Here is a 26,679-nt window from a genome sequence, read left to right as displayed (position 1 = left end):
AGGAAACAGCACGGCTGTGCTAAATCGTTGCTTCAGTTTCGCATGGACTACTTCAGATACAGTTCCCAGGCCTTCATCTCGGTCTGTAGGTCGGTCATTGCCATGTCCAACATCAGAGTTTTGTTGGTGCAGGCGTAATCTTTGGGGCAGTTGGCGGCACGCCATTCCTTGGCAGCGTTGACTGCCTCATCCGAAGCCGCAACCGTCGTTTGGACGACCTTTGTTAGCTCACTCGGCGGCGCACCGATATAGCTGGGCGACTTCGGCTGCTGCGCGCCTTTCAGGCTTATGCCAACCAGGCTCGCCACGGATTCTGCCCTCATGGCAATGGCGAAGCACAGAGGATCACCTTGGGCGACAGAGCCACTGGAGCAGGTGTATTTTTTCCAGTCGCTGACGTACTCATCAACGCCTGCTTGAACCTTAAGTAACACTCTCCCGTAGTCGGCTTTACTGGCGGACGGCGTTTTACTCGGGGTCGAACTAGGAGACGGAGATGACGCCGTCGGAGATGCCGCGGTTGGCTGTGTTCCCGTACTGCTGCAACCAGTTAGTAGGACCGCTGCAAGCGCAACCGCGCCAAGAACCTTTTTCATGTTTCCCCCAAATGATTTGTCTTACCCAGACACTACTGTCTGCCCCATGGTGAAGATAGATGTTGAGGCAGTGGGCAAGATGTTGGATGAGCTTCTAGCGCCGATAGTGCGCTCACCCTATGAGGAGGTGGAACCTGACTATGAGTTCATGCCGACGCCTGCCGGCAGTGCTATTTGGGCTCCGTTGGCAGGCTGTTGAGCCAGGTAACTAGGTCCTCATGCGTGATGAGTGCTTTCGTGTTGAAGTAGCGGGCCAGCAGGTAATTGTCCGCGATCTGATCCCTCAGGGTGCGCGTGCTTAGTCCGACTCTGGCTGCGGCCTCATCGACGGTGTAAGCAATCTTCCGCGTCGTGTGGCATGGGCAGCAGTTGGCGTGCTGGTAGTCCGTCCATTCAGTCATGCGGCCAGTCTGGCACTCCAGTCCGCAGAAAGTCCGCAAGAGGTCCGCAAAAGGCCCAACTCGGGCAGTAATAACCAACCATGAAAACCGCGGAATCTAGCGGGATTCGAGCCCAGCCAGCACCCGCCAATCACCCTTGTTTAGTTCGAGCTCTACTACGGCGTCTAGTCAGACCCCAGGCCTAAACCGCGTTTAGTCCGCAGAAAGCCCGCATCTGCTGCTTCGGCAGCAGATGCGGGCTTTTCTGTGTCACAGGTGCAGGCCGCCCCGGCCGGCAATGGCGAAGGCGGTCACAGGTGTGCACCTGTGACCGCCTTCCCAGTTCCCTTCCGGCTATGACGGGTCGGGTCAGGCCACGCAGCCGCCCTTGGCTGCCACGTAACTGTCGAGTCGGTAAATGAAAGCGGCCATCTGCTCACGGGTAACGGCGTCGGCCGGCCGGTAGGTCCCGTCGGCCCAGCCGGTTGAGATTTGGGCGGACTTCATCCAGGAAATCTCCCTGTAGAAGCCGCTCGCGGGCGCCATGTCGACGAAGGGGGAAACGGCGGGCGCAGCGACGTCCGCGTCTGAAATGCGGCAGAGCTTCCCCGCGTAGCGGTTGAGGAAGGCTGACATCGCCTCGCGGGTGATCGATTCATAAGGCCGGTAGGTCCTGTCCGCCCAACCAGTGGAAAGTTCGGTGAATTTCATCCACGCAATCTGACGGTAGAAACCGTGGGAGGTCGGAACGTCGTCAAACGGTGACACGGCCGGCGGCGTGAAGTCCGGGCTACCCGCAAGCCGGTACATGAACGCAGCCATTGCCTCCCGGGACATCGTAGTGAACGGCCGGAAGGTACCGTCGGCCCAGCCGGTGGACAACTTTTGGTAGTACATCCAGTCGATCTGGGTCTGGAATGCGGACTGATACGCGTCAACGAACGGCGAGGCGTTGATGGTGACGCCCGCTGACGTGCTCGTCACGTAGTCGACCGTCACCCTCGTGCCTGTATAGGTGGTGAAGGTCTGGCCGGCCTGCCAAGTCTGGTTGGGCGCGTAGTAGCCCGAGAAAGGGAGGGTAGATGGCATGAGAATCAGTGAACTGGCGGCGGTGGCTCCTCCTGACTGGACAATCTTGATGCCCCGGTTGCCGTTGACGGCAGTCGATGTGTCGTAGCCGACAGGCAGGCGCAGTTCCAGGTAGTAGACCTCCTTGCTCTTCGGATCGGTGAACTTCACTGCGCGGTTGGCGTCGCTTCCGGCCCAGGCCTTCAGCGTGTATTTCGTGATTCCCGAAACCAGGCCGGCGTTGAGGATCTCATCACCTCGGCCGAATCCCCCGCGGTCCCAGAAGCTGGAGCTGATGGCCGGAATGCTGTACTGCGCCGCACCCATCAGATCGGTCGTATCGCCATACTCACGGATACTGCAGGACGTGTCGGCAAATCCCCCGGTGAGACTGGGGCCGACGTCGGCGATGCCGCTGCCGCATTGGAGGCTGTCGGCGTGCATGAGGCCGAGAACGTGTCCGAATTCATGGGCCACCACGTTGTTGGTGAACTTGCTGGGCAGGGGCATCAGAATACGCCCGCTCGTGCCGTCACTGCTGGCTCCGAAGCCCAGGGCGCCCCACGAAAGGGTGGGCACCGGGACGTAGATCACCAAAGCGGTGTAGGGACTGCTGACCCAGCCCAGTTCGCGGGTCACCGTGTTGGTGATCGTGTAGTAGTCCTGGCTGGAGGTCGCCGAGGATTTGAAGCCCGTCCGAACGGAGGCCACTGACATGGAAAGCCTGTTGTTGGACATGGCCTTCCAATAGTTGCTCGAGGCTGTGATGCCGTTTTTGGCCGCATCCAGGGAAATCCCGCTGGTGTCCGCGGCGCTCTTGTCCGCCAACTGAACCGTTACCAGGGCCACCTTGATGTCCCCGGTCCTGGTGAGGCCGGCGGCACCTTGGAGTTCCAGGGCCTCGGTGCCGAGTTCCTGGCCCTTCGGCAGTGGGGCAACGGCCGTTTCCGAAGCGTGGGCGGCGTGCGGAGTGCCTTCGACCTCCTCGACAGTGACGTTCCCGGGTGAAGGGGCAGTGGCGGCCATGGTTGGTGAAGCCGGCAGGTACGCCAGCACGGCCGACGAAAGAAGCAAGGCAGCAACGAGGGCCGCGGATCGCTGAAAGAGAGGCATGGTGACTTTCGTGATGAAGGGCTTGGGCGACCTGGGAGGACCGCCCTGCAGGAGGTCTCCCATTTCCGGTGCCGTCCGTGCACCTGCCGAAATCCCGGAATCGTTTCGGCATTGCCAGCGCGCCGAAGCAGCTGGATTGACGGACCCGTGGAGGCTAGGTGCCGGCGCCCCGCATGGTGGCGAACCGGAAGCGGGAAGGGTATGTGTCACTCCGGGCGCTGATCGTGCCGACTGTGCCGAATATCACGAAGGCGATTGCGAATCGATGGGGTGAAACGCGCGTGGAGGAGTCAACTGATGGGCCCGCTCCGCTATTTTGTGCGCGTGACATTTACCGCTCCCCATATCACAGATGCATTCAGGATGCACTAAAGATAGCATGTGCCCCTCCAGTCACAGCAACCCCATGGAGCACACCCGTATGCGAGGGGGAAAGGAATCAGGCTGCCGGCCGACGGAACGGAAATCCGCGCTCAGAACGCCCGGTACATGGTCCGCTGCGGTCCGGCGTCGCCGCCGAGGTACTGACCGTGGTCCTCGAAACCGGCCTTCCGGTAAGCGGCCTGTCCGGCCGGGTTGCGTTCATTCACGGACAGCACGACGCCGGTCTCTCCCCCGCCCAGCCGGACGGTGAGTCTGGCCGCTTCACGGACGGCAGCCGCAGCCGCCTGGGTGCCAAGCCCCCGGCCCTGGCGGGTGCGGTCGATGAGGAAGCCCCGCAGCAGCCAGACTGAGTCGTCATCGTCCCACCCGGCCAGCGACGCCGCACCGCGTTGAAGCGTGAACACACCGACGGCTTCTCCGCCGGAGTCCACCACATAGGGAAACCGGGAGTCCTCTTCCAGCGCTATGAGCATCATGCGCAGCGGATCCCCCGCGAAGTCCTGCTGGCCTTCCGCGAGTCCCAGTTCGGCGACTTCGCCCAATTTGATTGCTTTGGCGTCGTCGTCGAGGCTCTTCAGGGCGATGAGCCACACGGAATCAGGCATGGGCTGAGCCTACCCAGAAACCACGACGCCGGCCGTCACCTGGGAAGGTGACAGCCGGCGTCGCGCTTTGGTCCGGTAGTCCGGTGGTTGGCGTGCAGGGGTTACGGCGCCTGGGCGTCGGCAGGCGGTCCGGCAGGGTCCATCCAGAAGACCTCCCAGAGATGGCCGTCCGGGTCCTGGAAGCTGTGATTGTACATAAACCCGTAGTCCTGGGCTTCCTGCGCAGGGGTGCCTCCAGAGGTCAGGGCCTTCCGGATCGTGTCGTCAACGGCTTCGCGGCTGTCAACGGAGAATGCCACGATTGCTTCGGCGGTGCCGCCGGTGTCCGCTATGCCCTTGGAAATGAACGTCTTGAAATAGCCTTCCACCAGCAGCATGACGTAGGCGCCGTCATTAACGATCATGCAGGTGGCGTTTTCGTCGGTGAAATCGGGGTTGAAGGAAAAGCCGAGCGCAGTGAAGAACTCGACCGACCTGTTCAGGTCTTTGACGGGAAGATTCAGAAAGAGTTGCGAGGCCACGCGCTCAAACTAACATCGGCGCCCGTTACCTGTCAGCCCCCGGCACCCCGGCGCAACGCGTCTCGAGGGCCGGCTACTGGCCGTAAAAAACCCGTTCGAAAACCGCGCGGGTCCGCCTGCTGAGCCGCAGGTAGTCCTCTTCGAGTGCTGCCGCGTTGCCCGGTTGGTAGCCGCACCAGCGGGCGACGGCTTCCAGGTCCCGGCGGGAGGACGGCAGGACGTCGGAGGCGCGGCCCGTCCAGATGACATTGGCCGACCTGATGCGGCTCGCCAGCCGCCAGGCCTGCAGCAGCAGCGCGGCCTCGTCCGGCTCCAGGAAGCCCAGTGACGCTGCTGCTTCCAGAGCCGGCACGGTGGATGTTGTCCGCAGTTCCGGGTGCTTTCCCGCATGCTGCAGCTGCAACAGCTGAACGAGCCACTCGACGTCGCTCAGGCCGCCGCGGCCCAGCTTGAGGTGCCGTGCGGAGTCCGCTCCCCGCGGCAGCCGCTCGGATTCGACCCTGGCCTTGACTCGCCGTATCTCCCGGACGTCCTTCTCTGACAGTTCCGCCGGATATCGGATCGGATCGATCAGCTCCACGAAATCGTCAGCCAGCTCGTCGTCCCCTGCGATGGGCAGTGCACGCAGCAGTGCCTGCGCTTCCCAGACGAGCGACCATCTGCGGTAGTACTCCGCGTACGAATTCAGGGAGCGGACCATGGCGCCGCTTTTGCCTTCGGGGCGCAGATCGGCGTCCACCATCAGTACACGCTCGGCGAGAATGGCCGGCTTCAGCGGCTGGGTCAGCAGGTTCGAAATGTGGCCCACGATCTGGGCGGCCTGGTTCTGTGCCTCTTCGTCGGGAACGCCGGGCAGGCCGCGGTACACGTACATCACGTCCGCATCCGAGCCGTAGCCGATCTCGCGGCCGCCCTGCCGGCCCATGGCAACCACGAGGACGCTCGTCTTCAGCGGGCCCGATGCGGCCACGATTCCTTCGGCTACGCGCAGGGCGCCCAGGACAGCTGCGCGGTCCGTGTCTGCGAGGGCTGCCCCCACCTGGTCCTGGTCCAGCAGGCCGGCACTGTCCGCAATGGCGACCCTGAGGATTTCCCGCCGCCGGATCAGCCGGATGAGGCGCATGGCGCTCTCCGGGTTCTCGTGCCGCGACATTTTCGAGGTGATTTCCAGCCACTGCGCCTCAAACTCCAGCGGGGCCAGTTCCTTGTCCGTCCCCAGCCAGGCCACGGATTCCGGGGAGACCTCAAGGAGGTCGGCGATCAGCCGGGAGTTGGAGAGCACATGGCAAAGCCGCTCGGCGGCGGCCGTCGAGTCCCGCAGCATTCCCAGATACCAGTGTGTTGTTCCGAGCGCCTCGCTGACGCGGCGGAAACCCAGGAGGCCGGCGTCGGGGTCAACCCCGTCGGCGAGCCACCCCAGCAGGATGGGAAGGAGCTGGCGCTGCAGCGCCGCCCGCCGGCTCACTCCGGCGGTGAGCGCCTCGATGTGCCGCATGGCTCCCTGCGGATCCAGGTAGCCCAGGGCGGCCAGGCGGCCCTGGGCGGCCTCCGGTGTCAGGCGCGCATCTTCGCTGCTTAGCTTTGCAGCGGTGTTCAGCAGCGGCCGGTAAAAAATGCGCTCGTGCAGTTCACGGACGGACCGCTTTGTCTTCTGCCATGCTGCCAGCAGCGCATCGGGGTGCGGCCGTTCACGCGCGAACGGGCCCAGCACGGCCTTCGCGAGGGCACGCAGGGCCTCGTCCCGGACCGGCATGAGGTGCGTGCGCCGCAGCTGGAAGAGCTGGATCCTGTGCTCCAGGAGCCGCAGGTACCGGTAGGCATGGTCGAATTCCGCGGCGTCCGTCCGGCCGATGTAGCCGCCGGCTGAGAGTGCGGCAATCGCCGAGGTGGTGTCGCGGTGGCGCAGGGATTCGTCGGCCTTTCCGTGCACCAGCTGCAACAGCTGCACGGTGAATTCGACGTCCCGCAGGCCGCCGCGGCCCAGCTTGAGCTGTCGCTGTTCCTCGTCCGCGGGAATGTTGTCCGTGACCCGGCGGCGCATGGCCTGCACCGATTCCACGAATCCTTCCCGGTTTGCCGAACCCCAGATCAGGGGCAGGACAGCGGCCTCGTACTGGGCGCCCAGGTCTGCGTCCCCGGCGATGGTCCGGGCCTTCAGGAGTGCCTGGAACTCCCAGCTTTCAGCCCACCGTGCGTAGTAGCTCTGATGGGACGCCAGGGTCCGCACCAGCGGTCCGGACTTGCCTTCGGGCCGCAGGTTCGCATCCACTTCCCACAGACCGGGTTCCCGGCCGATGGACATGATGGCCCTGGAGATACCGGTGGCGAGGGCTGTGCCGATAGTGTTGGCGCGGGCATCATCCAACTCGTCCGCTTCGATCACGTAGATGACGTCGACGTCGGAAATGTAGTTAAGTTCGCGGGCACCGCACTTGCCCATGCCGATGACGGCCAGGCCGACGTCGGCGACCTCCGACGCCGAGAACTGCTCCCCGGCTTCGGCCCGGGAGACGGCCAGCGCCGCCTCGATCGCCGCTCCGGCGAGGTCCGCCAGTTCGGCACCCGCCGCGGGCATGAAATCCAGGGGATCAGCGGCACACAGGTCCTTGACGGCCAGGTCCACCACCCCGCGCCGGTATGCGGTCCGCAGCGCCACATAGGCGTCCGGACCGGACAGCTCGGCCACCGGCCTGCGCGCCTTCGGGTCGGCCTGCACGGACTTCAGGAGGCGCGCGCGGAGTTCCCCGGTGTCGGCAGGGACGGGCTCCGGGCTTGCCACTACGTCGAAGGCGTCCAGGTGTTCCGGATGGCGGATCAGGAATTCACCCAGGGCCTCAGAGGCCCCCAGCACTCGGTACAGCGGCTCGCTCGTATCGATGTCCGCCGCCGCGAGCTTCCGTAAGTCGGGATGCTTTTCGATCAGACGCACCAGGGACTGCAACGCAGTGTCCGGGCTGGCGGCCAGGTGGAAGCCCGCGAACAGTGCCTCCTGGTCGATTCCTTCCAGTTCGCGGGCAGCGAGGAACCGCTCCCCCTTTTCCAGGTCACTGAAACCGGCGGAGATGAGGCGACGGGCAAGGCTCACCGCTGCCGCCTAGAGGATGCCGAGATTACGCTGCAGCTCGTAGGGCGTGACCTGGAGACGGTAGTCCTGCCATTCGGCGCGCTTGTTGCGCAGGAAGTACTCAAAGACCTGCTCACCGAGGATCTGCGGCATGAGCTCGGAATCCTCCATGGCCCGGATGGCGTCGTGCAGGCTGGCGGGCAGCGGATCGTGGCCCATGGCGCGGCGCTCGGCCGAGCTCAGCGACCAGATGTCGTCTTCGGCTGCGGCGGGGATCTCGTAGCCTTCTTCGATGCCCTTAAGTCCGGCGCCAAGCAGCACGGCGTAGGCGAGGTAGGGGTTGGCTGCCGAGTCGATGCCGCGGTACTCGATGCGGGCGGACTGGCCCTTGCCCGGCTTGTACAGCGGGACGCGCACCAGTGCGGAGCGGTTGTTGTGGCCCCAGCTCAGGTAACTCGGAGCTTCGCCGCCGCCCCAGAGCCGCTTGTAGGAGTTCACGAACTGGTTGGTCACGGCCGTGAATTCGGGGGCGTGCTTGAGGATGCCCGCGATGAACTGCTTGGCCGTCTTGGACAGCTGGAACTCCGCGCCGGCTTCGTAGAAGGCGTTGGTGTCGCCTTCGAAGAGCGAGAAGTGCGTGTGCATGCCGGAGCCCGGGTGGGCCGTGAACGGCTTGGGCATGAAGGTGGCGTACGTGCCCTGCTGCAGGGCCACTTCCTTGATGACGGTGCGGAACGTCATGATGTTGTCCGCGGTCTGGAGGGCGTCAGCGTAACGGAGGTCGATCTCGTTCTGGCCGGGCCCGGCTTCGTGGTGGCTGAACTCCACGGAGATGCCCACGGACTCCAGCATGGTGACTGCGGTGCGCCGGAAATCCTGCGCGACCCCGCCCGGGACGTGGTCGAAGTAGCCGCCCTCGTCCACGGGGATGGGCGAACCGTCCGGACCGGGCTCCTGCGACTTCAGCAGGTAGAACTCGATCTCCGGATGCGTGTAGCAGGTAAAGCCCATGTCCGCGGCTTTTGCCAGGGTGCGCTTGAGCACGTTGCGGGGGTCGGCGGCCGAGGGCTCGCCGTCGGGCGTCAGAATGTCGCAGTACATACGCGAGGTCTGTTCCGTTTCCCCGCGCCACGGCAGGATCTGGAACGTCGAGGGATCCGGCTGTGCCAGCATGTCCGATTCGAACACGCGGGCCAGGCCCTCAATCGCGGAGCCGTCAAAGCCCAGGCCCTCTTCGAAGGCACCCTCGACTTCGGCAGGGGCAAGCGCAACAGACTTGAGTGAACCCACGACATCCGTGAACCACAGACGCACGAACCGCACGTCGCGCTCTTCGATCGTCCGCAGGACAAACTCTTGCTGGCGGTCCATTATGGCCTCTTCTCCGGATCAACTTTTTGAAGCCCCGGGTCCGTATTCCTTAGAGCCGGCGGCAGCTCACGATTCACTTTACTAAGCATTCCCGCCGAATGTTGGAGCCGGAGGTCCGCGTAACACAGCGTTAACACGCACCGTGCCCCGCAGCACCGGGCAATTGCCCCGCGGCGGCCCCCTCAGGACGGCGCCAGGCAGCCGTCAGGACACCATTTTGTGACGCGATTCACCGGCAACGGCAGGCCGCCCGGTAGCTAGGACGCACAGTACCGCATTACGCTCTAGCCATGGCCACAAGCAACAGTTCCGATTCCAGCATGTCCGCTGAAGTACCTGCTCCCTACGGCAACGGCCCCGCCCAGCCAGCCGCAACGACGCCGGCCACCGGCAGGAAGCCGGCGGCCCGAATCCGGACCCACCACCTGCAGCAGGCCAAGGAAGACGGTGAGCATTTTGCGATGCTCACGGCCTACGAGCAGTACACGGCCGAGATCTTCGACGAAGCGGGCATCGAGGTGCTCCTGGTCGGCGACTCCGCCTCCAACAACGTCTTCGGCAACGAAACCAGCCTCCCGGTCACAGTGGACGAACTGCTGCCGCTATGCCGGGCCGTTGCACGGTCGGCCAAACGGGCCCTGGTGGTCGCGGACCTTCCCTTTGGAAGCTACGAGGTGTCAGCCGAGCAGGCAGTCGCCACCGGCGTCCGCTTCCTGAAGGAAGGCCTCGCGCATGCCGTGAAGATTGAAGGCGGCAAGTTTTATGCGGGCACCGTCCGGGCCATGGTCCAGGCCGGCATTCCGGTCATGGCGCACATCGGTTTCACGCCGCAGAGCGAGCATTCCCTGGGCGGTTACCGGGTCCAGGGCCGCGGCGACGATGCACAGCGGCTTATCGACGACGCCGTGGCCCTCGCTGACGCCGGTGCCTTCAGCGTGCTGATGGAGATGGTTCCGGCCGCCACCGCCGCCGCCGTCGACGCTGCAATTTCCGTTCCGACCGTCGGCATCGGCGCCGGCAACACCACCACGGGCCAGGTGTTGGTCTGGCAGGACATGGCCGGGCTTCGCGGCGGCAAGATGGCCAAGTTCGTCAAGCAGTATGCCGACCTGCGCACGTCGCTGAGCAACGCGGCGAAGGCGTATGGCGACGACGTCCGGACGGGCCAGTTCCCCGGCCCCGAGCACTCGTTCTAGCCAGCCTCCGGCCCCTCCACCCGTACGGGGGCCGGCGTTTCGAGGTGCGGGCTGCTAGCGCAGCCTAATCCTCGTCGCCCTTTTCCCAGGCTTCATTGCGTGCCTTGACTTTCTCCAGGGCATGCTCGGCTTCCGCGCGCGTCTTGTACGGTCCGATCAGCTGGGTCCAGTCGGACATGGCGTCTTCTTCCACCTCGTGGGTTTTGACGTTGTACCAGTACTCGGTCATCGCTGCTCCTCGCATTCTGCAGGCTCCCTGCCCGCCGAGAGTGATCCACGTAACGTAAAGCTCCGTCGGGTTCCGATGGGACTTTCCGTTACATGGGCTTCCATGCCGCCTTATATGATCAATCTATGCCTTCTCTTGCCTCGACTGCACCCACCGGCACTCTGGTCCCCGGAACCGTCAGCCCGCAGCTGCCGGTCCCGGCATCAATTCCCCGCCCCGAGTACGTGGGCAAGCCTGGTCCGGAGAAGTTCACCGGCTCGGAAGTAAAGTCCGCCGAGACCATCGAGAAGATCAGGGTCGCCAGCCGGATCGCGGCCCAGGCCATCGTGGAGGTTGGCAAACACATCCGGCCCGGCGTTACGACGGACCAGCTGGACAGGATCGGCCATGAGTTCCTGCTCGACCACCATGCGTATCCCTCGACGCTGGGCTACCGGGGCTTCCCCAAATCGCTGTGCTCGTCACTGAACGAAGTGATCTGCCACGGCATACCTGACAGCACGGTGGTCCAGGACGGCGACATCCTGAACATCGACATCACCGCCTTCATCGGCGGGGTCCATGGCGACACCAACTTCACCTTCCTGGTTGGCGACGTCGACGAAGAATCGCGGCTCCTCGTGGAGCGCACCCAGGAATCGCTCAACCGCGCCATCAAAGCTGTTGCTCCAGGACGCGAAATAAACGTCATCGGCCGCGCCATCCAGTCCTACGCCAAACGTTTCGGCTACGGTGTTGTCCGGGATTTCACCGGCCACGGTGTTGGCGAGGCGTTTCATACCGGCCTGATCATTCCGCATTACGACGCAGCTCCCGCGTACAACACGGTCATGGAAGCGGGCATGGTGTTCACCATTGAACCGATGCTGACGCTGGGAACGGTCGAGTGGGACATGTGGGCTGACGACTGGACCGTGGTGACCCGGGACCGCAAGCGCACGGCCCAGTTCGAGCACACCCTGCTCGTCACCGAGTCGGGCGCTGAGATCCTCACTCTGCCCTGATTTCCCGGCCGGCCCCGCCGGCACCTTTACCCGCTACGCCCATTGCCCGACACCAGCCACGAACGGAATCACATTGGCCAAGAAGGACGACAAGTCAACCAAGAACGCCCCGCTGATCGGCATTGACATCGGCGGCACCGGAATCAAGGGCGGCATTGTCGACCTCAAGAAGGGCAAGCTCGTAGGGGACCGCTTCCGCGTTCCTACGCCGCAGCCGGCCACGCCGGAGTCCGTTGCCGAAACGGTGGCCACGGTCGTCGAGGAGCTCAACGCACGGCCGGACGCTCCTGCCCTGGATTCCCCGATCGGCGTGACCTTCCCGGGCATCATCCAGCACGGTGTGGTTCACTCTGCAGCCAACGTGGACAAGTCCTGGCTCAACACGGACATTGACGCCCTGCTGACGAAGCGCCTGGGCCGCCCGGTCGAGGTCATCAACGACGCCGACGCCGCCGGCCTCGCCGAGGCCCGCTACGGCGCCGGAGAGGGCGTCTCGGGCACGGTCCTCGTGATTACGCTCGGAACAGGCATCGGCTCCGCCTTCATCTTCAACGGCAAGCTGGTCCCGAACGCCGAACTCGGACACCTCGAAATTGACGGTTTTGACGCGGAGAGCAAGGCGTCCGCCGTGGCCCGTGAGCGGGACGGCCTGAGCTGGACCGAATACAGCGTGCTCCTGCAGCGCTACTTCTCCCACGTCGAGTTCCTCTTCTCCCCTGAACTGTTCATCGTCGGCGGCGGCATTTCCAAGCGCGCCGACGAGTACCTGCCGCACATGAAACTGCGTACGCCGATTGTGCCGGCCGAACTCAAGAACGACGCCGGGATTGTCGGCGCCGCGATCGAGGTCGCACTGACGCACAAACTGGCCAAATAGGCCGGGCGCCGATTCCGTGGCTGCCGCAGGCAGGGGTGTTGCCATTGTCACCGGGGCAAGCCGGGGAATCGGCGCCGCGATCGCCCTCCGCGCGGCGGAAGCCGGATACGCCGTGCTGGTCAACTACTCCGCCGACGCCGCCGGTGCCGCGTCAGTGGTGCGGGAAATCCGTGTGTGCGGCGGGGATGCGCTGGCCCACCAGGCAGATGTCAGCGATCCGGCTGCCGTTGGATCGATGTTTGACCGGGCAGCCGGTTTGGGCCCCGTTACCGCCGTCATTAATAATGCCGGTATCACGGGCAACCTGATCGGCAATCTCGCGGACGTGCCGGCGGCCACAGTCCGCCGCGTCATGGACGTCAACGTCTCCGGCCTCATCTACGTCTGCCAGGAAGCCGTGCGAAGACTCAGCACCGGCGCGGGCGGGCCCGGCGGGTCCATCGTGAACATCTCATCCACTGCCACAAAGGCCGGGTCCCCGGGCACCTGGGCGCACTACGCCGCGTCCAAGGGAGCCGTGGATGTGCTGACCGTCGGTCTGGCCTCGGAGGTCGCCGCGCAGGGAATCCGCGTCAACAGCGTCGCGCCCGGAAGCACCAACACCGGGCTGCACGCGGCGGCGGGAATGCCTGACCGGGTGGAACGCCTGAATCCGACGATCCCCATGGGCCGTGCCGCTGAGCCTGATGAGGTGGCGGCGGCGGTGATGTGGCTGTTGTCAGGCGAAGCCGGCTACGTTACGGGAGCCGTACTGCCTGTTGCCGGCGGCCGCTGACCGCGGCCGTTCCCCCTCTGGGGGGTGGTGCCGGTGGTGGCGTCGGCTTCCCCTCCGCTGCCACCACCGGAGTCTAGAGCGGGCTCTTCTCTGAGTTCTGGCCCTTGGCCTTCGCTTCAACTTCCGCTTCATGGCGAAGGATGGAGATGGCCGTCTCAAAGTCCTCCAGGGATTCGAATGCCTGGTACACACTCGCAAAGCGGAGGTACGCGACTTCGTCCAGTTTCTGGAGCGGGCTGAGTATGGCCAGGCCCACCTCGTGGGCGTCGATTTCGGCGGCGCCCGAGGCCCGGATGGTTTCCTCGACCTCCTGCGCCAGCATGGCGAGGTCGTCTTCGGTCACGGGCCGGCCTTGGCACGCTTTCCGGACCCCGTTGATCACCTTGCTCCGGCTAAATGGTTCGCCGACGCCGGAGCGCTTGATGACGGTGAGGCTGGTGGTTTCCACAGTAGTGAACCGGCGGCCGCATTCCGGGCACTGCCGGCGGCGGCGAATGGCGGAACCGTCGTCGGCCATCCGGCTGTCCACGACGCGGGAATCAGGGTTGCGGCAAAACGGACAATACACGTTGTTTCCTTCCCCTGCCGAACTTCGATTGGCCGGAATACATTCTTCCAACCTCAGTTTACGACTAGATGTAGCTGAATAACAAGCCTGTAATTACTACATGTAGTGGTTAGGCGTCGCCGGCGAACCGTGCCGTCACGGCCTCGCCGTGGGCCGGAAGGTCCTCTGCCCCGGAGAGGCTGACGATGTGCCCGCTGACCTTTTCGAGGGCCGACTTGCTGTAGTTGACCACCTGGATGGCGCGAAGGAACGTGGTGACGTTCAGGCCGGAGGAGAAAGCAGCCGTGCCGCTGGTGGGCAGCACGTGGTTGGAACCGGCGCAGTAATCCCCCAGGCTCACGGGGCTGTAGTCCCCCACGAAGATCGCTCCCGCGTTGCGGATGCGTGCCGCAACGGCCGGTGCATCCGCCGTCATAATCTCGAGGTGCTCCGCGGCGTAGGCATCACAGGCGGCGATTCCCTGTTCCAGGTCGTCCACCAGCACCACGCCCGATTGCGGGCCCGACAAAGCCTCCCGCACCCGGTCGGAGTGCTTGGTGAGTCCCGCCTGCACCTCGAGTTCCGCGCGAACGGCCTCGGCGAGGGCTTCGGAATCGGTAATGAGGACCGACGCCGCGTTCGGGTCGTGTTCAGCCTGGCTAATAAGGTCGGCCGCAACCAGCGACGGACGGGCCCCGCTGTCCGCCAGGATGGCGATTTCCGTGGTACCTGCCTCGGAATCGATGCCGACCACACCCTTGACGAGCCGCTTGGCCGTCGCCACGAAAATGTTACCCGGCCCGGTCACCACATCCACCGGATCCAGGGCTGCCTCCGGGTCCTCCGCGGGAACACCGTAGGCGAACGCCGCGATGGCCTGGGCGCCTCCGATGGCGTACACCTCCTCGATGCCAAGCAGCGCAGCAGCGGCCAGGATGGTGGGGTGCGGGAGTCCGCCGAAGTCCTTCTGGGGCGGCGACGCCAAGGCAATGGATGCAACGCCGGCCGCCAGCGCGGGAACTACGTTCATAATGACCGACGACGGGTAGACCGCCAGGCCGCCGGGGACGTAAAGCCCCACGCGGCCCACCGGCACCCAGTTCTGGCTGACGACGGCGCCTTCGCCCAGTTCGACGTCGATGTTTGCCGGCCGCTGGCTGTCGGCGAACCTGCGCGCGCGGTTGATGGATTCTTCCAGGGCGGCCCGGACTGCGGGGTCGAGGTTCTCCAGTGCCGCGCGCAGCGCGGCGGCGGGCACCCTGGGGTGTTCCTGCTCGACGCCGTCGAACGCCTTCGCGAGCTCGCTCAACGCAGCGAAGCCCCGGGCGCGGACCGCGGTGATGATGTCCGTGACCTTCTGCTCGGCGTCCGCCATGGTCTGGAGCCGGGCGCGGGGAACAGCAGCGCGGAGCCCGGCCAGGGAGAGCCGCTGGCCGCGCAAATCAATGGTGCGGTAGCTGATGGCCGTCGTGGTGGTCTGTGCGGGGCTGTCCGGGGAAGTGGTCACCAGCCCATTTTACGTGCCGCGGGGAGAGCTTTGTTCAGTGTTAAGTCCGCGTGGGTCAGGCTCCTAACGGGCGGCCTCCCCCGCCAGCGGGCGGGCTAGTTGTCCTGTACCGGCGGTTTGCCCAGGAGGCTGAGCAGGTTCACCACAAACACTGAGATGGCCACGGCTGCGGGCCATACTGCCAGGACGGCGTAAGAACGGAGTGAGAAGGCGATGCTGGCGTTCGGGGCAGTATCCTCGGCCGGGCCCCACCATTGCCCTGCCAGCACGCCGGCCTGCCAGGCGATAACGGCGCCAAGCGCCCCTCCGATCACGGCGAGAACCACGGTTCCGGGCGCCGGAGCGCCGGTTCGTTTCCCGTTGAGGAGGAATCCCGTCAGGCAGCCGGCCAGCAGGAACAGGCCGGCCAGCACCAGATCCCGCGGCAGCCATCCTTCGGCATTCGTGCCGGTGGCCAGGGCGGGGTCGCGGGTCAAGAGGTTCAGGCCGCCCGGCGCCAGCAGCCACCACAGAAGTCCCGCGGGAAGCCCGGCAGCGGCAATGATTGCGGGCCGCCGCCACGCCGCCGGTTCCCCGTTTCCAGGGCCGGAGTCCTCGCCGGACCAGGCCGTCCGGCCGCTCCCGCCGAAATCCGAATCGCCTTCCGCGCGGTAAAGTTCACCATAGGCGGGTGGGCTGCCGGCATCCCTGGAATGCTTCGGATTCTGTGGAACCGGGCCGTTGCCTGGTGGCTGTGTCATGAAACAAACATTAACAAACGTTCACCGTGGTTAAACAAATGACGCGGCGGGTAAATAAGTGACGGCCACTTCAGGGCGCGCCCATACGCTGGCATGCAGGACGCAACAAACAACAGTTTTAGCAGGGAGTTAGATCACAGTGACCTCAGACAACGCAGCCTTCGAAGGCACGTTCAAGGAGATGTTCCGCCGGCACGCGGCCGGCGTGGCAATTATCACGGTGAACTACAACGGCGTCCCGTACGGCTTCACGGCCACCTCCGTGGCATCACTGTCCGCGCAGCCGCCGCGCTTCACATTCAACATGGCCCGCAGCTCCAGTTCATGGCCCGCGGTGGCCAACACCACCCACATCGGCGTCCACATGCTCGGGCTGGAGAACCAGGAACTCGCCGACCGCTTCGCCCGCACCAAGAATCGGTTCGAGGGTGACCACTGGGAGCTCGGACCGCACGAAGTGCCCATCCTCAAAGACGTAGCCGGCTGGCTGATCGGCAAGATCCAGATGCGCCTCTCCTTTGAGAACAACGCCGTTGTGGTGGTGGAGGTCGTGGAGGGCCAGGTGGGCGAGGACGGCTCGCCGCTGCTCTACCACTCGGGCTCCTACAGCCAGCCCGTCCCGCTCGACTACGAAATCTAGGTCCCTACCAGGGCAAGACCCTACGAGGGCAGGGAAGGGACAAGCCCGGTTCGAAGAACTGCGGACTGGTGCGGCTGCCTCCCGCTAACTCCCTCACCATCAGTTGTCCAGGCAGGTCGGGCCGAGGAGCACCTTCAGGTCGCCGAAAAGTGACGGGCTGGGGTTGACCCTCAGGTGCACCGGCAGGGCCATGACCTCCACGCGGGTGTCGCCCTGCAGGTGCAGCCTGACCTCCGAATTGCCGCGGTGAGTCCGGAGCACATCACCGAGTTCCGTCACCACGGCCTCGGTGGCCTTGTGCGTCTGCATGGTGATGACCACGGGGCCGTTCAGGCCTTCGCTGAGGTCCGGCACGGACAGTTCCATGCAGTTCAGCGCGACGGCGCCGTCGTCGCGGCGCTGCAGCCGGCCCTTGACCACGACGACCAGGTCCTCGGCCAGCACGGACGCGATAGGACCGTACACCTGGCCGAAGAACATGACCTCAATTGAGCCACCCAGGTCTTCGATCTCCGCCCGGGCATAGGCGTTGCCGCTGGCCTTTGCGATCCGTCGGCTCAGCGAGGTGATCATGCCCGCGATGGTGATGATGGCGCCGTCGTGCGGGCCGTCCTCCGCGATGACGGAGGTGATGGACTGGTCGGCGTGCTGGCTCAGGAGGCCTTCGAGCCCCTGCAGTGGATGGTCCGAGACGTAGAGCCCGAGCATGTCGCGTTCAAACGAGAGCTTGTCCTTCTTCTCCCACTCGGGGAGGTCGGGGATCTCGATGCTCAGGGATGCCTCGGATTCGGCTTCGTCAAAGCCGGCGAACAGGTCGAACTGCCCGATCGCCTCGTTGCGCTTGAGGGTGATGACGGAGTCGATCGCTTCTTCATGGATCATGGCCAACGCACGCCTGTGGTGGTTCAGGGAGTCGAACGCCCCTGCTTTGATCAGTGACTCAATCGTGCGCTTGTTGCAGACCACAGCGGGTACCTTCATGAGGTAGTCCTTGAAGGAGGTGTAGGCACCTTCCTTTTCGCGCGCCGCCACCATCGCTTCGACGGCGTTCACGCCGACGTTGCGGATGGCGCCCATCCCGAAGCGGATGTCATTGCCCACAGGGGTGAAGTTGAGGGCTGACTCGTTGACGTCGGGCGGCAGCACCGTGATGCCCATCCGCCGGCATTCGTTGAGGTAGATCGCCGACTTGTCCTTGTCGTCGCCCACCGAGGTCAGCAGGGCCGCCATGTACTCCGGCGCATAGTGGGCTTTCAGATATGCGGTCCAGTAGGAGATCACGCCGTAGGCGGCCGAGTGCGCCTTGTTGAAGGCGTAGTCGGAGAACGGGAGCAGGATGTCCCAGAGGGTCTTGACCGCGGCCATGGAGTAGCCGTTGTCCTGCATGCCCTGCGAGAAGCCGGCGAACTGCTTGTCCAGCTCGGATTTCTTCTTCTTGCCCATGGCGCGTCGCAGGATGTCGGCCTGGCCGAGCGTATAGCCGGCGAGTTTCTGCGCCACGGCCATGACCTGCTCCTGGTACACGATCAGACCGTAGGTGCCACCCAGGATCTCGGAGAGCGGTTCCTCGAGTTCCGGGTGGATCGGGATGACCTCCTGGATTTTGTTCTTGCGCAGCGCGTAGTCGGTGTGCGCGTTGGCGCCCATGGGTCCCGGCCGGTACAGGGCCAGCACCGCGGAGATGTCTTCGAAGTTGTCAGGCTTCATGAGCTTGAGCAGCGAACGCATGGGACCGCCGTCGAGCTGGAACACGCCCAGGGTGTCACCGCGGGCGAGGAGCTCGTAGGACGCGGTGTCGTCAAGTTCCAGGGTTTCGAGGTCCAGGTCGATGCCGCGGTTCATTTTGATGTTTTCCAGGGCATCCGAAATGATCGTCAGGTTCCGCAGGCCGAGGAAGTCCATCTTGATCAGGCCGAGGCCTTCGGACGTCGGATAGTCGAACTGCGTGATGACCTGGCCGTCCTGGAAGCGGCGCATGATCGGAATCACGTCGATGATGGGGTCCGAAGACATGATGACACCGGCGGCGTGGACGCCCCATTGCCGCTTCAGGCCCTCAATGCCCAGTGCCGTCTCGAAAACCTTGGCAGCCTCGGGGTCAGTGCTGATGAGCTGGCGGAAGTCACCGGCTTCGCTGTACCGCTTGGCTTCCTTGTTCTGGATGTCGGCCAGCGGGATGTCCTTGGCCATCACGGCCGGCGGCAGCGCCTTGGTCAGCGTCTCGCCCATGCTGAAGGGGTAGCCCAGCACACGCGATGAGTCCTTGAGTGCCTGCTTGGTCTTGATGGTGCCGTAGGTGACGATCATCGCTACACGTTCGTCGCCGTATTTGCGCGTGACGTAGTCGATCACTTCGGAGCGGCGCCGGTCATCGAAGTCGACGTCGAAGTCAGGCATGGAGACACGGTCCGGGTTGAGGAACCGCTCGAAGATCAGGCCGTGGTGCAGCGGATCAAGGTCGGTGATGCGCATGGCATACGCCACCATGGAGCCTGCACCCGAGCCACGTCCGGGACCAACCCGGATGCCGTTGTTCTTGGCCCAGTTGATGAAGTCGGCAACCACGAGGAAGTAGCCAGGGAAGCCCATGGAGGTAATGACTTCCAACTCATAGTCGGCCTGCGTGCGGACCTTGTCCGGAATGCCCTGGGGGTAGCGGTACTGGAGTCCCTTGTCCACTTCCTTGACCAGCCAGGACGTCTCGTCCTCCCCTTCCGGGCAGGGGAACCGGGGCATGTAGTTGGCACCGGTGTTGAATGAAACTTCGCAGCGCTCGGCGATCAGGAGCGTGTTGTCGCACGCCTCCGGGTGGTCGCGGAAAAGTTCGCGCATTTCCTGCGGTGACTTCAGGTAGTAGCCGCTGCCCGAGAAGGCAAAGCGTGAACCGCCGTTGTCGTAGGTCGGCTCCAGGAGGGTGGAACCCGACTGAATGGCCAGCAGGGCCTCGTGCGCCTTCGCATCGTGCTCGTGCGTGTAGTGCAGGTCGTTGGTGGCCACCAGCGGCAGGTTCAGGTCCTTGGCCAGGCGCAGCAGGTCGCCGGTGACACGCCGCTCGATATCCAGGCCGTGGTCCATGAGCTCGCAGAAGTAGTTCTCCGCGCCAAAGATGTCACGGAACTCCGATGCAGCCTCAAGCGCTTCGCGGTACTGGCCGAGCCGCAGCCGGGTCTGGACTTCACCGGACGGGCAGCCGGTGGTGGCGATGAGCCCTTCCGAGTATGTGTTCAGCAGCTCGCGGTCCAGCCGGGGCCATTTGCCGAAGACCGAATCCAATGACGCGATCGACGAGGCGCGGAACAGGTTCCGCATGCCCACGTTGTTATAGCTCAGCAGGGTCATGTGGGTGTAGGAACCACCGCCGGAGACGTCGTCCTTGCGCTGGCTTTCCTCGCCCCAGCGCACCCGGCTCTTGTCACCGCGGGCGGTTCCGGGAGTCACATAGGCTTCGACGCCGATGATCGGCCGGATGCCCTTGTCCGTGGCCCTCTTCCAGAAATCGAAGGCGCCGAAGAGATAGCCATGGTCCGTGGTGGCCAGGGCGGGCATGCCCAGCCGCTCGGTTTCATCGAAGAGCTCTCCGAGCCGGGCGGCGCCGTCCAGCATCGAGTACTCGGTGTGGTTGTGGAGATGGACAAACGAGTCGTTGCTGGAAGTCACCGGACCATTCTAGTGCCGAGCGGCGACAGTTCCGGCTCAGGCCTGCCCGGAGGCAAGAATCTCCAGTGCGTAGGCCAGGTCCTGGGGGTATTCGCTGGTCACTGTCACCCGTTCCCCGGTCCGGGGACTGTCGAAGCCGAGCTGCCTGGCGTGCAGCCATTGCCGGGTCAGTCCCAGCGTGGCGGCCAGGCGCGGGTCCGCCCCGTACGTCAGGTCTCCCGCACACGGGTGCCGCAGGGCGGAGAAGTGCACCCGGATCTGGTGGGTCCGGCCGGTTTCCAGGTGGACTTCCACGAGCGATGCCTTGCCGAAGGCCTCCATGACTTCGTAGTGGGTCACGGAATCGCGGCCGTCTTCAAGGACGGCGAAGCGCCAGTCATGGCCGGGATGACGGCCGATGGGTGCATCGATGGTGCCCGCGAGGGGATCCGGGAGTCCCTGGACCACTGCGTGGTACACCTTGTCCACCGTACGGTCCTTGAATGCCCGCTTGAGCGCCGTATAGGCCCGTTCCGACTTGGCCACCACCATGACCCCGGACGTGCCGACGTCGAGTCGGTGCACAATGCCCGCACGTTCCGGTGCGCCCGACGTCGAGATCCGGTACCCCAGCCCGGCGAGGCCGCCCACAACGGTGGGTCCCACCCAGCCCGGGGACGGATGCGCGGCCACACCCACCGGCTTGTCGATGACCACGAAGTCCTCGTCGTCCAGCAGTACCTTAAGGCCTTCCACAACTTCCTCCACGACTTCCAGGGGGTCCCGCCGTTCGGGAACAACAACATCCAGCACGGTGCCGGACGCGAGCTTCAGGGACTTGCCCACGGCTTTCCCGCCGGAGCTGACGTTTCCTTCAGCGATCAGCGTTGCCGCCTGCGAACGGGAGATGCCCATCAGCCGGGCGAGCCCCGCATCCACGCGCGTGCCGGCCAGCTCTTCAGGAACAATGAATTTCTCAGGCATTGTGGTCCTCCGCCGGTTTCTGGAGCCGTGAACCGTCAAGGGAGATTCCCCGGAGCGTCAGCAGGCAGATGATCACGACGGCGGAGACAACAGCCGAATCGGCAATATTGAAGATCGCGAAATTGGGCAGCTGGATGAAGTCCACCACATGGCCCATGGCGAACGACGGTTCGCGGAACAGCCGGTCAGTGAGGTTTCCCAGCGCGCCGCCAAGGAGCAGGCCGAGGGCCAGGGCCCACCAGGCGGATCCGAGCTTGCGCAGCTGGAAGAGAATGGCGATCGAAACGCCGGCCATGATGATGGTGAACACCCAGGTGACATTCTCGCCGATGGAAAACGCAGCACCCGAGTTCCGGATGTAGTACCAGTGCAGCAGCGGGGGCACCACCGGTATCCGCTCCCCCTCCACCATGGTGCTGGTGACCCAGAGTTTGGTGAGCTGATCGAAAACGTAGGCGAAAACAGCGAAGCCGGCGAAGAGCGTGAGCAGGGCCGCCTTTCGCGGCCGGGCTTGCGTCGGTGTTGGCTGCGCTGCGGCAGATGCAGTTTCGTCTGTCATAAAGCTTTCATTCAGGAGCCAGTCCCGGGACTGGAAGGAAGGTGCTCATGCCGGCCGGTGGTCGCACCGGTGGCGGTTAATGGCAAAAGCCGGTGGCCGAGGAGTCCTCAGCCACCGGCTTTCAGAATACTTGCTAAACGGCGGGGCTGCCGTCGCCGACCTCAGGGGCCGCTACGGAGCCGCGGGCGTCCAGGTCGCGGAGCTGGCCTTCGATGTAGGCCTTCAGGCGTGAACGGTAGTCGCGCTCGAAGCCGCGCAGCTGCTCCACCTTGCGCTCCAGGACGGACCGCTGCTGTTCCAGGGCGCCGAGGATCTTGCGGGACTTCTCCTGCGCGTCGTTGACCAGGCTGCTGGCTTCGATCTGCGCCTCGGCGATGATCTTGTCCTTCTGCTGCTGGCCGTCGGCGACGTGCTTGTCGTGCATCTGCTGTGCCATGGCGAGGAGACCGGCAGCCGACTCGGCCGTCGGGTTAGCCACAGCAGGGGATGCCGCGGCGGGAACTGCGGCAAGAGCGGTTGCCGGCTCGGGAGCCTTCTTCTTGGCTTCAGCGGCCTTGGCCTCGGCTTCCGCCTTGGCCCGGGTCTCGTCCTTTTCGGCCTTGACCGGTGCAGGGACCTTTTCCACTACCGGCGCCGCTACTGCGGAGCTGGCAGGCGTGCCGGAGCCACCCTCGGCAAGCTTCTTGCGAAGCTCGTCGTTCTCCTGGTTCAGGCGGCGCAGTTCGACGACGATTTCGTCCAGGAAGTCGTCAACTTCATCCTGGTCGTAGCCTTCGCGGAACTTGGTCGGCTGAAAGCGCTTGTTGACAACGTCTTCTGGCGTCAAAGCCATCTGGTCACCTCGTTGGTCTAGTTAGTCAGTAGGCCTTCCGGCCGTCAAAACTACGGTACCTAAATATGGTCTGGTTCCTCTAATTCAACACTGAGGTGTCAAACCGGAGTTTCTACGCGATGCTGTGGATGACGGTTTCCCGCCCTGTTACTGCGCCGCAAGCTGTTATGAAAATTACGCGAAAGACCTCACGATTGCCATAGCCACGCTGATAGCGATGAACAACAGCAAAAACCCGAGATCCAGCGAAATGCCGCCCAGCCGCAGGGGCGGAATAAGGCGCCTCAGCACCTTCAGGGGCGGATCTGTGACGGAGTAGACAGTGTGGGCAGCCACCAAAGCGGCCCCGCGCGGCCTCCACTCACGTGCAAACATCTGCACCCAGTCGAAGACCAGACGGATGATCAATGCCACAAATACGAATAACAAAGCGAGATAGACAAGTCCGAAAACAATTCCCATGACTTAACTCATATCTCCATGTTCATTCCGGATACCGAAGTGCCCTGTTGACGTTCTTATCTATTTCAGCACAGATGCCAGACAGGTGTCCTGCCTGGCATCCGCGTAAGTCCGGTGCTAGCTCTGGTTGAAGAAACTGGCCTGGGTCTCGCTGACCTTCTTGTCGTCACCGATGACCTCTACGTACGACGGCGACAGCAGGAAAACCTTGTTCGTGACCCGCTCGATGCTGCCGCGGAGGCCGAACACGAGCCCGGCCGAGAAATCGACCAAACGCTTGGCGTCGGCCTCGCCCATGTCCGTGACGTTCATGATGACGGGGATGCCGTCACGGAAGCTTTCGCCGATCAGCTTGGCATCGTTGTAGGACCGCGGGTGGATCGTGGTGATCTGGCGGAGTCCGGTGGTCTCTTCGCGGCTCGAGGCCGCGCGCTTGATAGGTGTCACAGGTGCGCGATATTCCTCTTCGGCGGCGTGTGGATTCGGAGTTTCCCGGGCGACCTCGCGGACGGGCGCCGGTGCCCGGCGTTCCTCGCGGTCATGCTCCATTGAATCGTCCTCGTCCCTATGCGGTGTGTGGTGCTCAGACTCGTAGTGTTCATCGCCATCGGCGAGCCCAAGATAGATCATTGTCTTGCGCAGAGCGCCAGCCATGGTCGACTCCTAATCGTGTCCGTAAGCGGGCCGCTGAGTTGACTTGACAGTATTGGAATCCCCGCCATTCTCTTCCAATGCTTTGACGCTACCGCAACGCAGGACGCGAACCCAATATATCCGAGCCAATTCTCAGGTGTGTCGCACCTGCCCTGACAGCGGATTCGAGGTCCTGGCTCATGCCCGCGGAAATGCCGGAAGCAGAGGGGTGGTCCTTCAGCAGCTGCGCCGAAATTTCGGCCAGCCTGCCGAAGGCAGCATCCGGATCGGAACCGAGCGGAGCCACTGCCATCAGGCCGGCAAGTACAAGCCCCGGCGATCCGGCCAGCTGGTCCGCCAGTGCCGGCACGTCCAAGCGGCTCGCGCCGCCGCGGTGGCTGCCGGCGTCGTCATCGAGGCTCACCTGGATGAAGCATTCGAGCGGGTCCCGGCCGGTCCGGTCCTGCTCCGTGGCGATGGACCGGGCGAGCGCTGCTGCCAGCTGCGGCCGGTCCACGGAATGAATGGCGTGGGCATACCGCACCACGGACTTGGCCTTGTTGCTCTGCAGCTGGCCGACAAAATGCCACCGGAGCCCAAGGTCGCTGAGCCGGGCTGCCTTGTCCGATGCTTCCTGGTCCCTGTTCTCCCCCATATCAGTGACACCCAGGGCTGCCAGCCGCCGCACGTCATCGGTGGGGTGGAATTTGGTCACTACGATCAGTTCCGGCGGGTTGCCGTGCCGGCCGGCGGCTTCCGTGGCAGCGGAAATTCGGTTCCGGACCGCGGCCAGGCGCCCCTGGAGTTCGAGCAGGCGCGGGTCGTCTGCCGCCGTCACGTCGCGGTGCTCGCTCATGTGGTCCACACCAGCCCGGCGAACCGTCCGGTGTCCGGGTTGCCGCGATAGGAGAACAGCTCCTCGTTTTCGAGGGTGCACGGCCCGGAGTACTCCATGGTGACGCCGTCGGCTTCCAGTTGGCTGCGTGCCCCCGCCGGAAGGTCAAGGCCGGGAGTGCCCCATGATGTTGTGGCCCAGGTTGCCGGTACGGCCGCCGCCACGTCCGCACGCATGCCTTCCGGCACCTCGTAGCAGGACCCGCAGATCGACGGACCGATCCAGGCCCGAATGCCTTCAGCCCCCTCGGCACGCATGCGCGCCAGTGTTGCGGGGATCACGCCGCCGGCAACACCCGGCCGGCCCGCATGGGCCACGCCCAGGACCGGACGTCCCCCGGATGTCTCCCCGGCAAGGACCACGGGTACGCAGTCCGCCACCATCACGGCAAGCGGACGGCCGGCGGACACCATCGCGTCCGCAGTGGGGCCGCCTGCCGACGGACTGCCTGCCGCTGTGCTGCCTGCCGCGTCGCCAATATAGGCCACGGCATTGCCGTGCACCTGGTTCATGTACTGGAAGCTGCCCGCCGTCAGGCCAACCTCCGCTTCAAGGAGTTCCCGCCGGCGACGCACTTCAGCCGGATCGTCGCCCACATGCAGGGCGAGGTTGCCGGCCTTGGCGTCGGTGAATGCCACCCAGACGCCAGGCCGGACCTCGGTTCGCCACCAAAACAATCAAAACACCGCTAACTGACTAGCTGACAAAGCGTCCAGCCGATTTTTACTTCAGGAAGTCGGGGACGTCCAGGTCATCCGAGCGGCTGCCCGAAAGGTCCGGCTCCACGACGGACGGAAGGTCGACGTCGAATCCCGAGTCGGCGGGGACGGCGGAGGGGCGCTGCTGGCCCCAGTTGCTCAGGCCCGACGCCCCGATGCCGGCGTGCACGGGCTGGACATGCTGTGCCGGCGCCTGCGCGGGGGCAGGCGCGGAGGCGGGCGCGGCGGGACGCTGGGGGGCGGCCTGCGGCAGTGACTGGTCCATGGAGGGCGACGTCGCCTTGACGTCGTCGAAGCCCGCTGCGATCACGGTCACGCGGGCCTCGTCGCCGAGGGCGTCGTCGATGACGGCGCCGAAGATGATGTTGGCCTCCGGGTGGGCAACTTCCTGCACCAGGCGGGCCGCCTCGTTGATCTCGAAGAGGCCGAGGTCAGAGCCGCCCTGGATGGACAGGAGGACGCCGTGGGCGCCGTCGATCGATGCTTCAAGGAGGGGCGACGCGATGGCGAGTTCCGCGGCCTTGACTGCCCGGTCCTCTCCCCGCGCCGAGCCGATGCCCATCAGCGCGGAGCCTGCACCCTGCATCACGGACTTGACGTCCGCGAAGTCGAGGTTGATCAGGCCCGGGGTGGTGATCAGGTCGGTGATGCCCTGGACACCGGACAGCAGGACCTGGTCAGCGGAGCGGAATGCATCCAGGACAGAGACGTTGCGGTCGCTGATGGACAGCAGGCGGTCGTTGGGGATCACGATCAGGGTGTCGACTTCGTCGCGGAGGGCGTCGATGCCCGCCTCGGCGGAACCGGCACGACGGCGGCCCTCGAAGGTGAACGGGCGTGTGACAACACCGATGGTGAGGGCGCCGAGCGAGCGTGCAATGCGGGCAACCACAGGGGCGCCGCCCGTGCCGGTGCCGCCGCCCTCGCCGGCCGTCACGAAGACCATGTCCGCGCCGCGGATGACCTCTTCGATCTCGTCAGCGTGGTCTTCTGCCGCCTGCTTGCCCACTTCGGGGTTCGCGCCTGCGCCAAGACCCCGGGTCAGCTCGCGTCCGACGTCAAGTTTGACGTCTGCGTCACTCATCAGAAGGGCCTGGGCATCGGTGTTGATTGCGATGAATTCGACACCGCGAAGACCGACCTCGATCATGCGGTTGACTGCGTTCACGCCACCGCCGCCGATGCCGACGACCTTGATGACGGCCAAGTAATTCTGCGGAGCTGCCACGTTACGTGTCCCTTGTTCGTGTCCTATTGCGAAAACTGATGGAGTCCTGCTTGAAAGTTCTAACCTTAACCTTCGACTTGAGGGTTATAGTTATGTCAAGTAACTCATGCTGTG

At 64.5% G+C, this 26,679-nt stretch carries 25 protein-coding genes; 5 read left to right on the top strand and 20 right to left on the bottom strand.

Going from position 1 to position 26,679, the window contains the following annotated elements; translation table 11 throughout:
• Positions 1–47 precede the first annotated feature (47 nt).
• The 7 genes from CXQ91_RS19355 to glnA all read right to left on the bottom strand — a co-directional run bounded on the left by CXQ91_RS19355 (position 48) and on the right by glnA (position 9,102).
• Entirely contained in the window at positions 48–434 is a 387-nt protein-coding gene (locus CXQ91_RS19355; RefSeq protein WP_104175511.1) for a hypothetical protein, read from the bottom strand.
• A 332-nt stretch (positions 435–766) separates the two neighbouring features.
• On the bottom strand, positions 767–997 hold the full coding sequence (locus CXQ91_RS19350; protein WP_104175510.1) for a helix-turn-helix domain-containing protein: 231 nt from the start codon (positions 995–997) through the stop codon (positions 767–769).
• 348 nt (positions 998–1,345) lie between these two features.
• Complete coding sequence (locus tag CXQ91_RS19345) at positions 1,346–3,157, bottom strand: S-layer homology domain-containing protein (RefSeq protein ID WP_104175535.1); 1,812 nt, start codon at positions 3,155–3,157, stop codon at positions 1,346–1,348.
• A gap of 473 nt (positions 3,158–3,630) precedes the next feature.
• On the bottom strand, positions 3,631–4,146 hold the full coding sequence (locus tag CXQ91_RS19340; RefSeq protein ID WP_104175509.1) for a GNAT family N-acetyltransferase: 516 nt from the start codon (positions 4,144–4,146) through the stop codon (positions 3,631–3,633).
• Positions 4,147–4,247: 101 nt separating this feature from the next.
• The gene (locus CXQ91_RS19335; protein ID WP_104175508.1) at positions 4,248–4,667 is read right to left on the bottom strand and encodes a VOC family protein; all 420 of its coding nucleotides are present in this window, start codon (positions 4,665–4,667) and stop codon (positions 4,248–4,250) included.
• Positions 4,668–4,740: 73 nt separating this feature from the next.
• The gene (locus tag CXQ91_RS19330) at positions 4,741–7,752 is read right to left on the bottom strand and encodes a bifunctional [glutamine synthetase] adenylyltransferase/[glutamine synthetase]-adenylyl-L-tyrosine phosphorylase (RefSeq protein ID WP_104175507.1); all 3,012 of its coding nucleotides are present in this window, start codon (positions 7,750–7,752) and stop codon (positions 4,741–4,743) included.
• 9 nt (positions 7,753–7,761) lie between these two features.
• Positions 7,762–9,102: a type I glutamate--ammonia ligase gene (glnA, locus tag CXQ91_RS19325; RefSeq protein ID WP_104175506.1), complete on the bottom strand. Its 1,341-nt coding sequence runs from the start codon at positions 9,100–9,102 to the stop codon at positions 7,762–7,764.
• A gap of 290 nt (positions 9,103–9,392) precedes the next feature.
• Between glnA and panB the strand changes: the two genes are divergently transcribed.
• Positions 9,393–10,298: a 3-methyl-2-oxobutanoate hydroxymethyltransferase gene (gene panB / locus CXQ91_RS19320; RefSeq protein ID WP_104175505.1), complete on the top strand. Its 906-nt coding sequence runs from the start codon at positions 9,393–9,395 to the stop codon at positions 10,296–10,298.
• Between the two features lie 64 nt (positions 10,299–10,362).
• Here the strand turns inward: panB and CXQ91_RS24565 are convergent, their stop codons facing one another.
• Positions 10,363–10,527 carry an SPOR domain-containing protein gene (locus tag CXQ91_RS24565; protein WP_146072382.1) on the bottom strand — a complete coding sequence of 55 codons (165 nt, stop codon included), beginning with the start codon at positions 10,525–10,527 and terminating at the stop codon, positions 10,363–10,365.
• Between the two features lie 125 nt (positions 10,528–10,652).
• On the opposite strand from CXQ91_RS24565, the gene map reads away from it, so the two are divergent.
• The 3 genes from map to CXQ91_RS19305 all read left to right on the top strand — a co-directional run bounded on the left by map (position 10,653) and on the right by CXQ91_RS19305 (position 13,183).
• On the top strand, positions 10,653–11,531 hold the full coding sequence (gene map, locus CXQ91_RS19315) for a type I methionyl aminopeptidase (protein WP_104175504.1): 879 nt from the start codon (positions 10,653–10,655) through the stop codon (positions 11,529–11,531).
• A gap of 73 nt (positions 11,532–11,604) precedes the next feature.
• Positions 11,605–12,408, top strand: coding sequence for a polyphosphate--glucose phosphotransferase (gene ppgK, locus CXQ91_RS19310; RefSeq protein WP_104175503.1), 804 nt, complete (start codon positions 11,605–11,607; stop codon positions 12,406–12,408).
• A gap of 16 nt (positions 12,409–12,424) precedes the next feature.
• A complete protein-coding gene (locus tag CXQ91_RS19305) occupies positions 12,425–13,183 on the top strand; it encodes an SDR family oxidoreductase (RefSeq protein ID WP_104175502.1) in 759 nt (252 codons plus the stop codon).
• Between the two features lie 73 nt (positions 13,184–13,256).
• On the opposite strand, the gene nrdR is transcribed toward CXQ91_RS19305, so the two are convergent.
• The 3 genes from nrdR to CXQ91_RS19290 form a co-directional block, all read right to left on the bottom strand.
• The gene (nrdR, locus tag CXQ91_RS19300; RefSeq protein ID WP_104175501.1) at positions 13,257–13,751 is read right to left on the bottom strand and encodes a transcriptional regulator NrdR; all 495 of its coding nucleotides are present in this window, start codon (positions 13,749–13,751) and stop codon (positions 13,257–13,259) included.
• A 109-nt stretch (positions 13,752–13,860) separates the two neighbouring features.
• The gene (hisD, locus tag CXQ91_RS19295) at positions 13,861–15,237 is read right to left on the bottom strand and encodes a histidinol dehydrogenase (protein WP_104175500.1); all 1,377 of its coding nucleotides are present in this window, start codon (positions 15,235–15,237) and stop codon (positions 13,861–13,863) included.
• 95 nt (positions 15,238–15,332) lie between these two features.
• Positions 15,333–15,977 carry a hypothetical protein gene (locus CXQ91_RS19290; RefSeq protein WP_104175499.1) on the bottom strand — a complete coding sequence of 215 codons (645 nt, stop codon included), beginning with the start codon at positions 15,975–15,977 and terminating at the stop codon, positions 15,333–15,335.
• Positions 15,978–16,158: 181 nt separating this feature from the next.
• Here CXQ91_RS19290 and CXQ91_RS19285 point away from each other — a divergent pair, with 181 nt between their 5' ends.
• Positions 16,159–16,617, top strand: a complete 459-nt coding sequence (locus tag CXQ91_RS19285) for a flavin reductase family protein (RefSeq protein ID WP_251042894.1) — start codon at positions 16,159–16,161, stop codon at positions 16,615–16,617.
• A 99-nt stretch (positions 16,618–16,716) separates the two neighbouring features.
• Here the strand turns inward: CXQ91_RS19285 and dnaE are convergent, their stop codons facing one another.
• The 9 genes from dnaE to ftsZ form a co-directional block, all read right to left on the bottom strand.
• Entirely contained in the window at positions 16,717–20,274 is a 3,558-nt protein-coding gene (gene dnaE / locus CXQ91_RS19280) for a DNA polymerase III subunit alpha (RefSeq protein WP_104175497.1), read from the bottom strand.
• Between the two features lie 36 nt (positions 20,275–20,310).
• Positions 20,311–21,237, bottom strand: coding sequence for an RluA family pseudouridine synthase (locus tag CXQ91_RS19275; RefSeq protein WP_104175496.1), 927 nt, complete (start codon positions 21,235–21,237; stop codon positions 20,311–20,313).
• Positions 21,230–21,796, bottom strand: a complete 567-nt coding sequence (lspA, locus tag CXQ91_RS19270) for a signal peptidase II (RefSeq protein WP_104175495.1) — start codon at positions 21,794–21,796, stop codon at positions 21,230–21,232. Before lspA ends, CXQ91_RS19275 begins: the two co-directional genes overlap by 8 nt.
• A gap of 133 nt (positions 21,797–21,929) precedes the next feature.
• A complete protein-coding gene (locus tag CXQ91_RS19265; protein ID WP_104175494.1) occupies positions 21,930–22,628 on the bottom strand; it encodes a DivIVA domain-containing protein in 699 nt (232 codons plus the stop codon).
• A gap of 174 nt (positions 22,629–22,802) precedes the next feature.
• On the bottom strand, positions 22,803–23,090 hold the full coding sequence (locus CXQ91_RS19260) for a YggT family protein (RefSeq protein WP_104175493.1): 288 nt from the start codon (positions 23,088–23,090) through the stop codon (positions 22,803–22,805).
• Between the two features lie 117 nt (positions 23,091–23,207).
• The gene (locus tag CXQ91_RS19255; RefSeq protein ID WP_104175492.1) at positions 23,208–23,744 is read right to left on the bottom strand and encodes a cell division protein SepF; all 537 of its coding nucleotides are present in this window, start codon (positions 23,742–23,744) and stop codon (positions 23,208–23,210) included.
• An 88-nt stretch (positions 23,745–23,832) separates the two neighbouring features.
• The gene (locus CXQ91_RS19250; protein WP_104175491.1) at positions 23,833–24,579 is read right to left on the bottom strand and encodes a YggS family pyridoxal phosphate-dependent enzyme; all 747 of its coding nucleotides are present in this window, start codon (positions 24,577–24,579) and stop codon (positions 23,833–23,835) included.
• Positions 24,576–25,295: a polyphenol oxidase family protein gene (locus tag CXQ91_RS19245; protein WP_104175490.1), complete on the bottom strand. Its 720-nt coding sequence runs from the start codon at positions 25,293–25,295 to the stop codon at positions 24,576–24,578. The genes CXQ91_RS19250 and CXQ91_RS19245 overlap by 4 nt, the downstream gene beginning before the upstream one ends.
• 46 nt (positions 25,296–25,341) lie before the next feature.
• Positions 25,342–26,565, bottom strand: a complete 1,224-nt coding sequence (gene ftsZ / locus CXQ91_RS19240; RefSeq protein ID WP_104175489.1) for a cell division protein FtsZ — start codon at positions 26,563–26,565, stop codon at positions 25,342–25,344.
• Positions 26,566–26,679 lie beyond the last annotated feature (114 nt).

Origin of the sequence: Arthrobacter sp. Y81, from assembly GCF_002929335.1 — a bacterium.
GTDB lineage: Bacteria > Actinomycetota > Actinomycetes > Actinomycetales > Micrococcaceae > Arthrobacter.
This window is presented reverse-complemented; position numbering and strand designations above follow the sequence as displayed.

What these genes read in the sequence shown, in the direction of transcription:
- CXQ91_RS19350 (WP_104175510.1), bottom strand. Translation starts at nt 997, where the DNA reads ATGACTGAATGGACGGACTACCAGCACGCCAACTGCTGCCCATGCCAC.
- CXQ91_RS19345 (WP_104175535.1), bottom strand. Translation starts at nt 3,157, where the DNA reads ATGCCTCTCTTTCAGCGATCCGCGGCCCTCGTTGCTGCCTTGCTTCTT.
- CXQ91_RS19340 (WP_104175509.1), bottom strand. Translation starts at nt 4,146, where the DNA reads ATGCCTGATTCCGTGTGGCTCATCGCCCTGAAGAGCCTCGACGACGAC.
- glnA (WP_104175506.1), bottom strand. Translation starts at nt 9,102, where the DNA reads ATGGACCGCCAGCAAGAGTTTGTCCTGCGGACGATCGAAGAGCGCGAC.
- panB (WP_104175505.1), top strand. Translation starts at nt 9,393, where the DNA reads ATGGCCACAAGCAACAGTTCCGATTCCAGCATGTCCGCTGAAGTACCT.
- CXQ91_RS24565 (WP_146072382.1), bottom strand. Translation starts at nt 10,527, where the DNA reads ATGACCGAGTACTGGTACAACGTCAAAACCCACGAGGTGGAAGAAGAC.
- map (WP_104175504.1), top strand. Translation starts at nt 10,653, where the DNA reads ATGCCTTCTCTTGCCTCGACTGCACCCACCGGCACTCTGGTCCCCGGA.
- CXQ91_RS19290 (WP_104175499.1), bottom strand. Translation starts at nt 15,977, where the DNA reads ATGACACAGCCACCAGGCAACGGCCCGGTTCCACAGAATCCGAAGCAT.
- CXQ91_RS19285 (WP_251042894.1), top strand. Translation starts at nt 16,159, where the DNA reads ATGTTCCGCCGGCACGCGGCCGGCGTGGCAATTATCACGGTGAACTAC.
- CXQ91_RS19275 (WP_104175496.1), bottom strand. Translation starts at nt 21,237, where the DNA reads ATGCCTGAGAAATTCATTGTTCCTGAAGAGCTGGCCGGCACGCGCGTG.
- lspA (WP_104175495.1), bottom strand. Translation starts at nt 21,796, where the DNA reads ATGACAGACGAAACTGCATCTGCCGCAGCGCAGCCAACACCGACGCAA.
- CXQ91_RS19265 (WP_104175494.1), bottom strand. Translation starts at nt 22,628, where the DNA reads ATGGCTTTGACGCCAGAAGACGTTGTCAACAAGCGCTTTCAGCCGACC.
- CXQ91_RS19260 (WP_104175493.1), bottom strand. Translation starts at nt 23,090, where the DNA reads ATGGGAATTGTTTTCGGACTTGTCTATCTCGCTTTGTTATTCGTATTT.
- CXQ91_RS19255 (WP_104175492.1), bottom strand. Translation starts at nt 23,744, where the DNA reads ATGGCTGGCGCTCTGCGCAAGACAATGATCTATCTTGGGCTCGCCGAT.
- CXQ91_RS19250 (WP_104175491.1), bottom strand. Translation starts at nt 24,579, where the DNA reads ATGAGCGAGCACCGCGACGTGACGGCGGCAGACGACCCGCGCCTGCTC.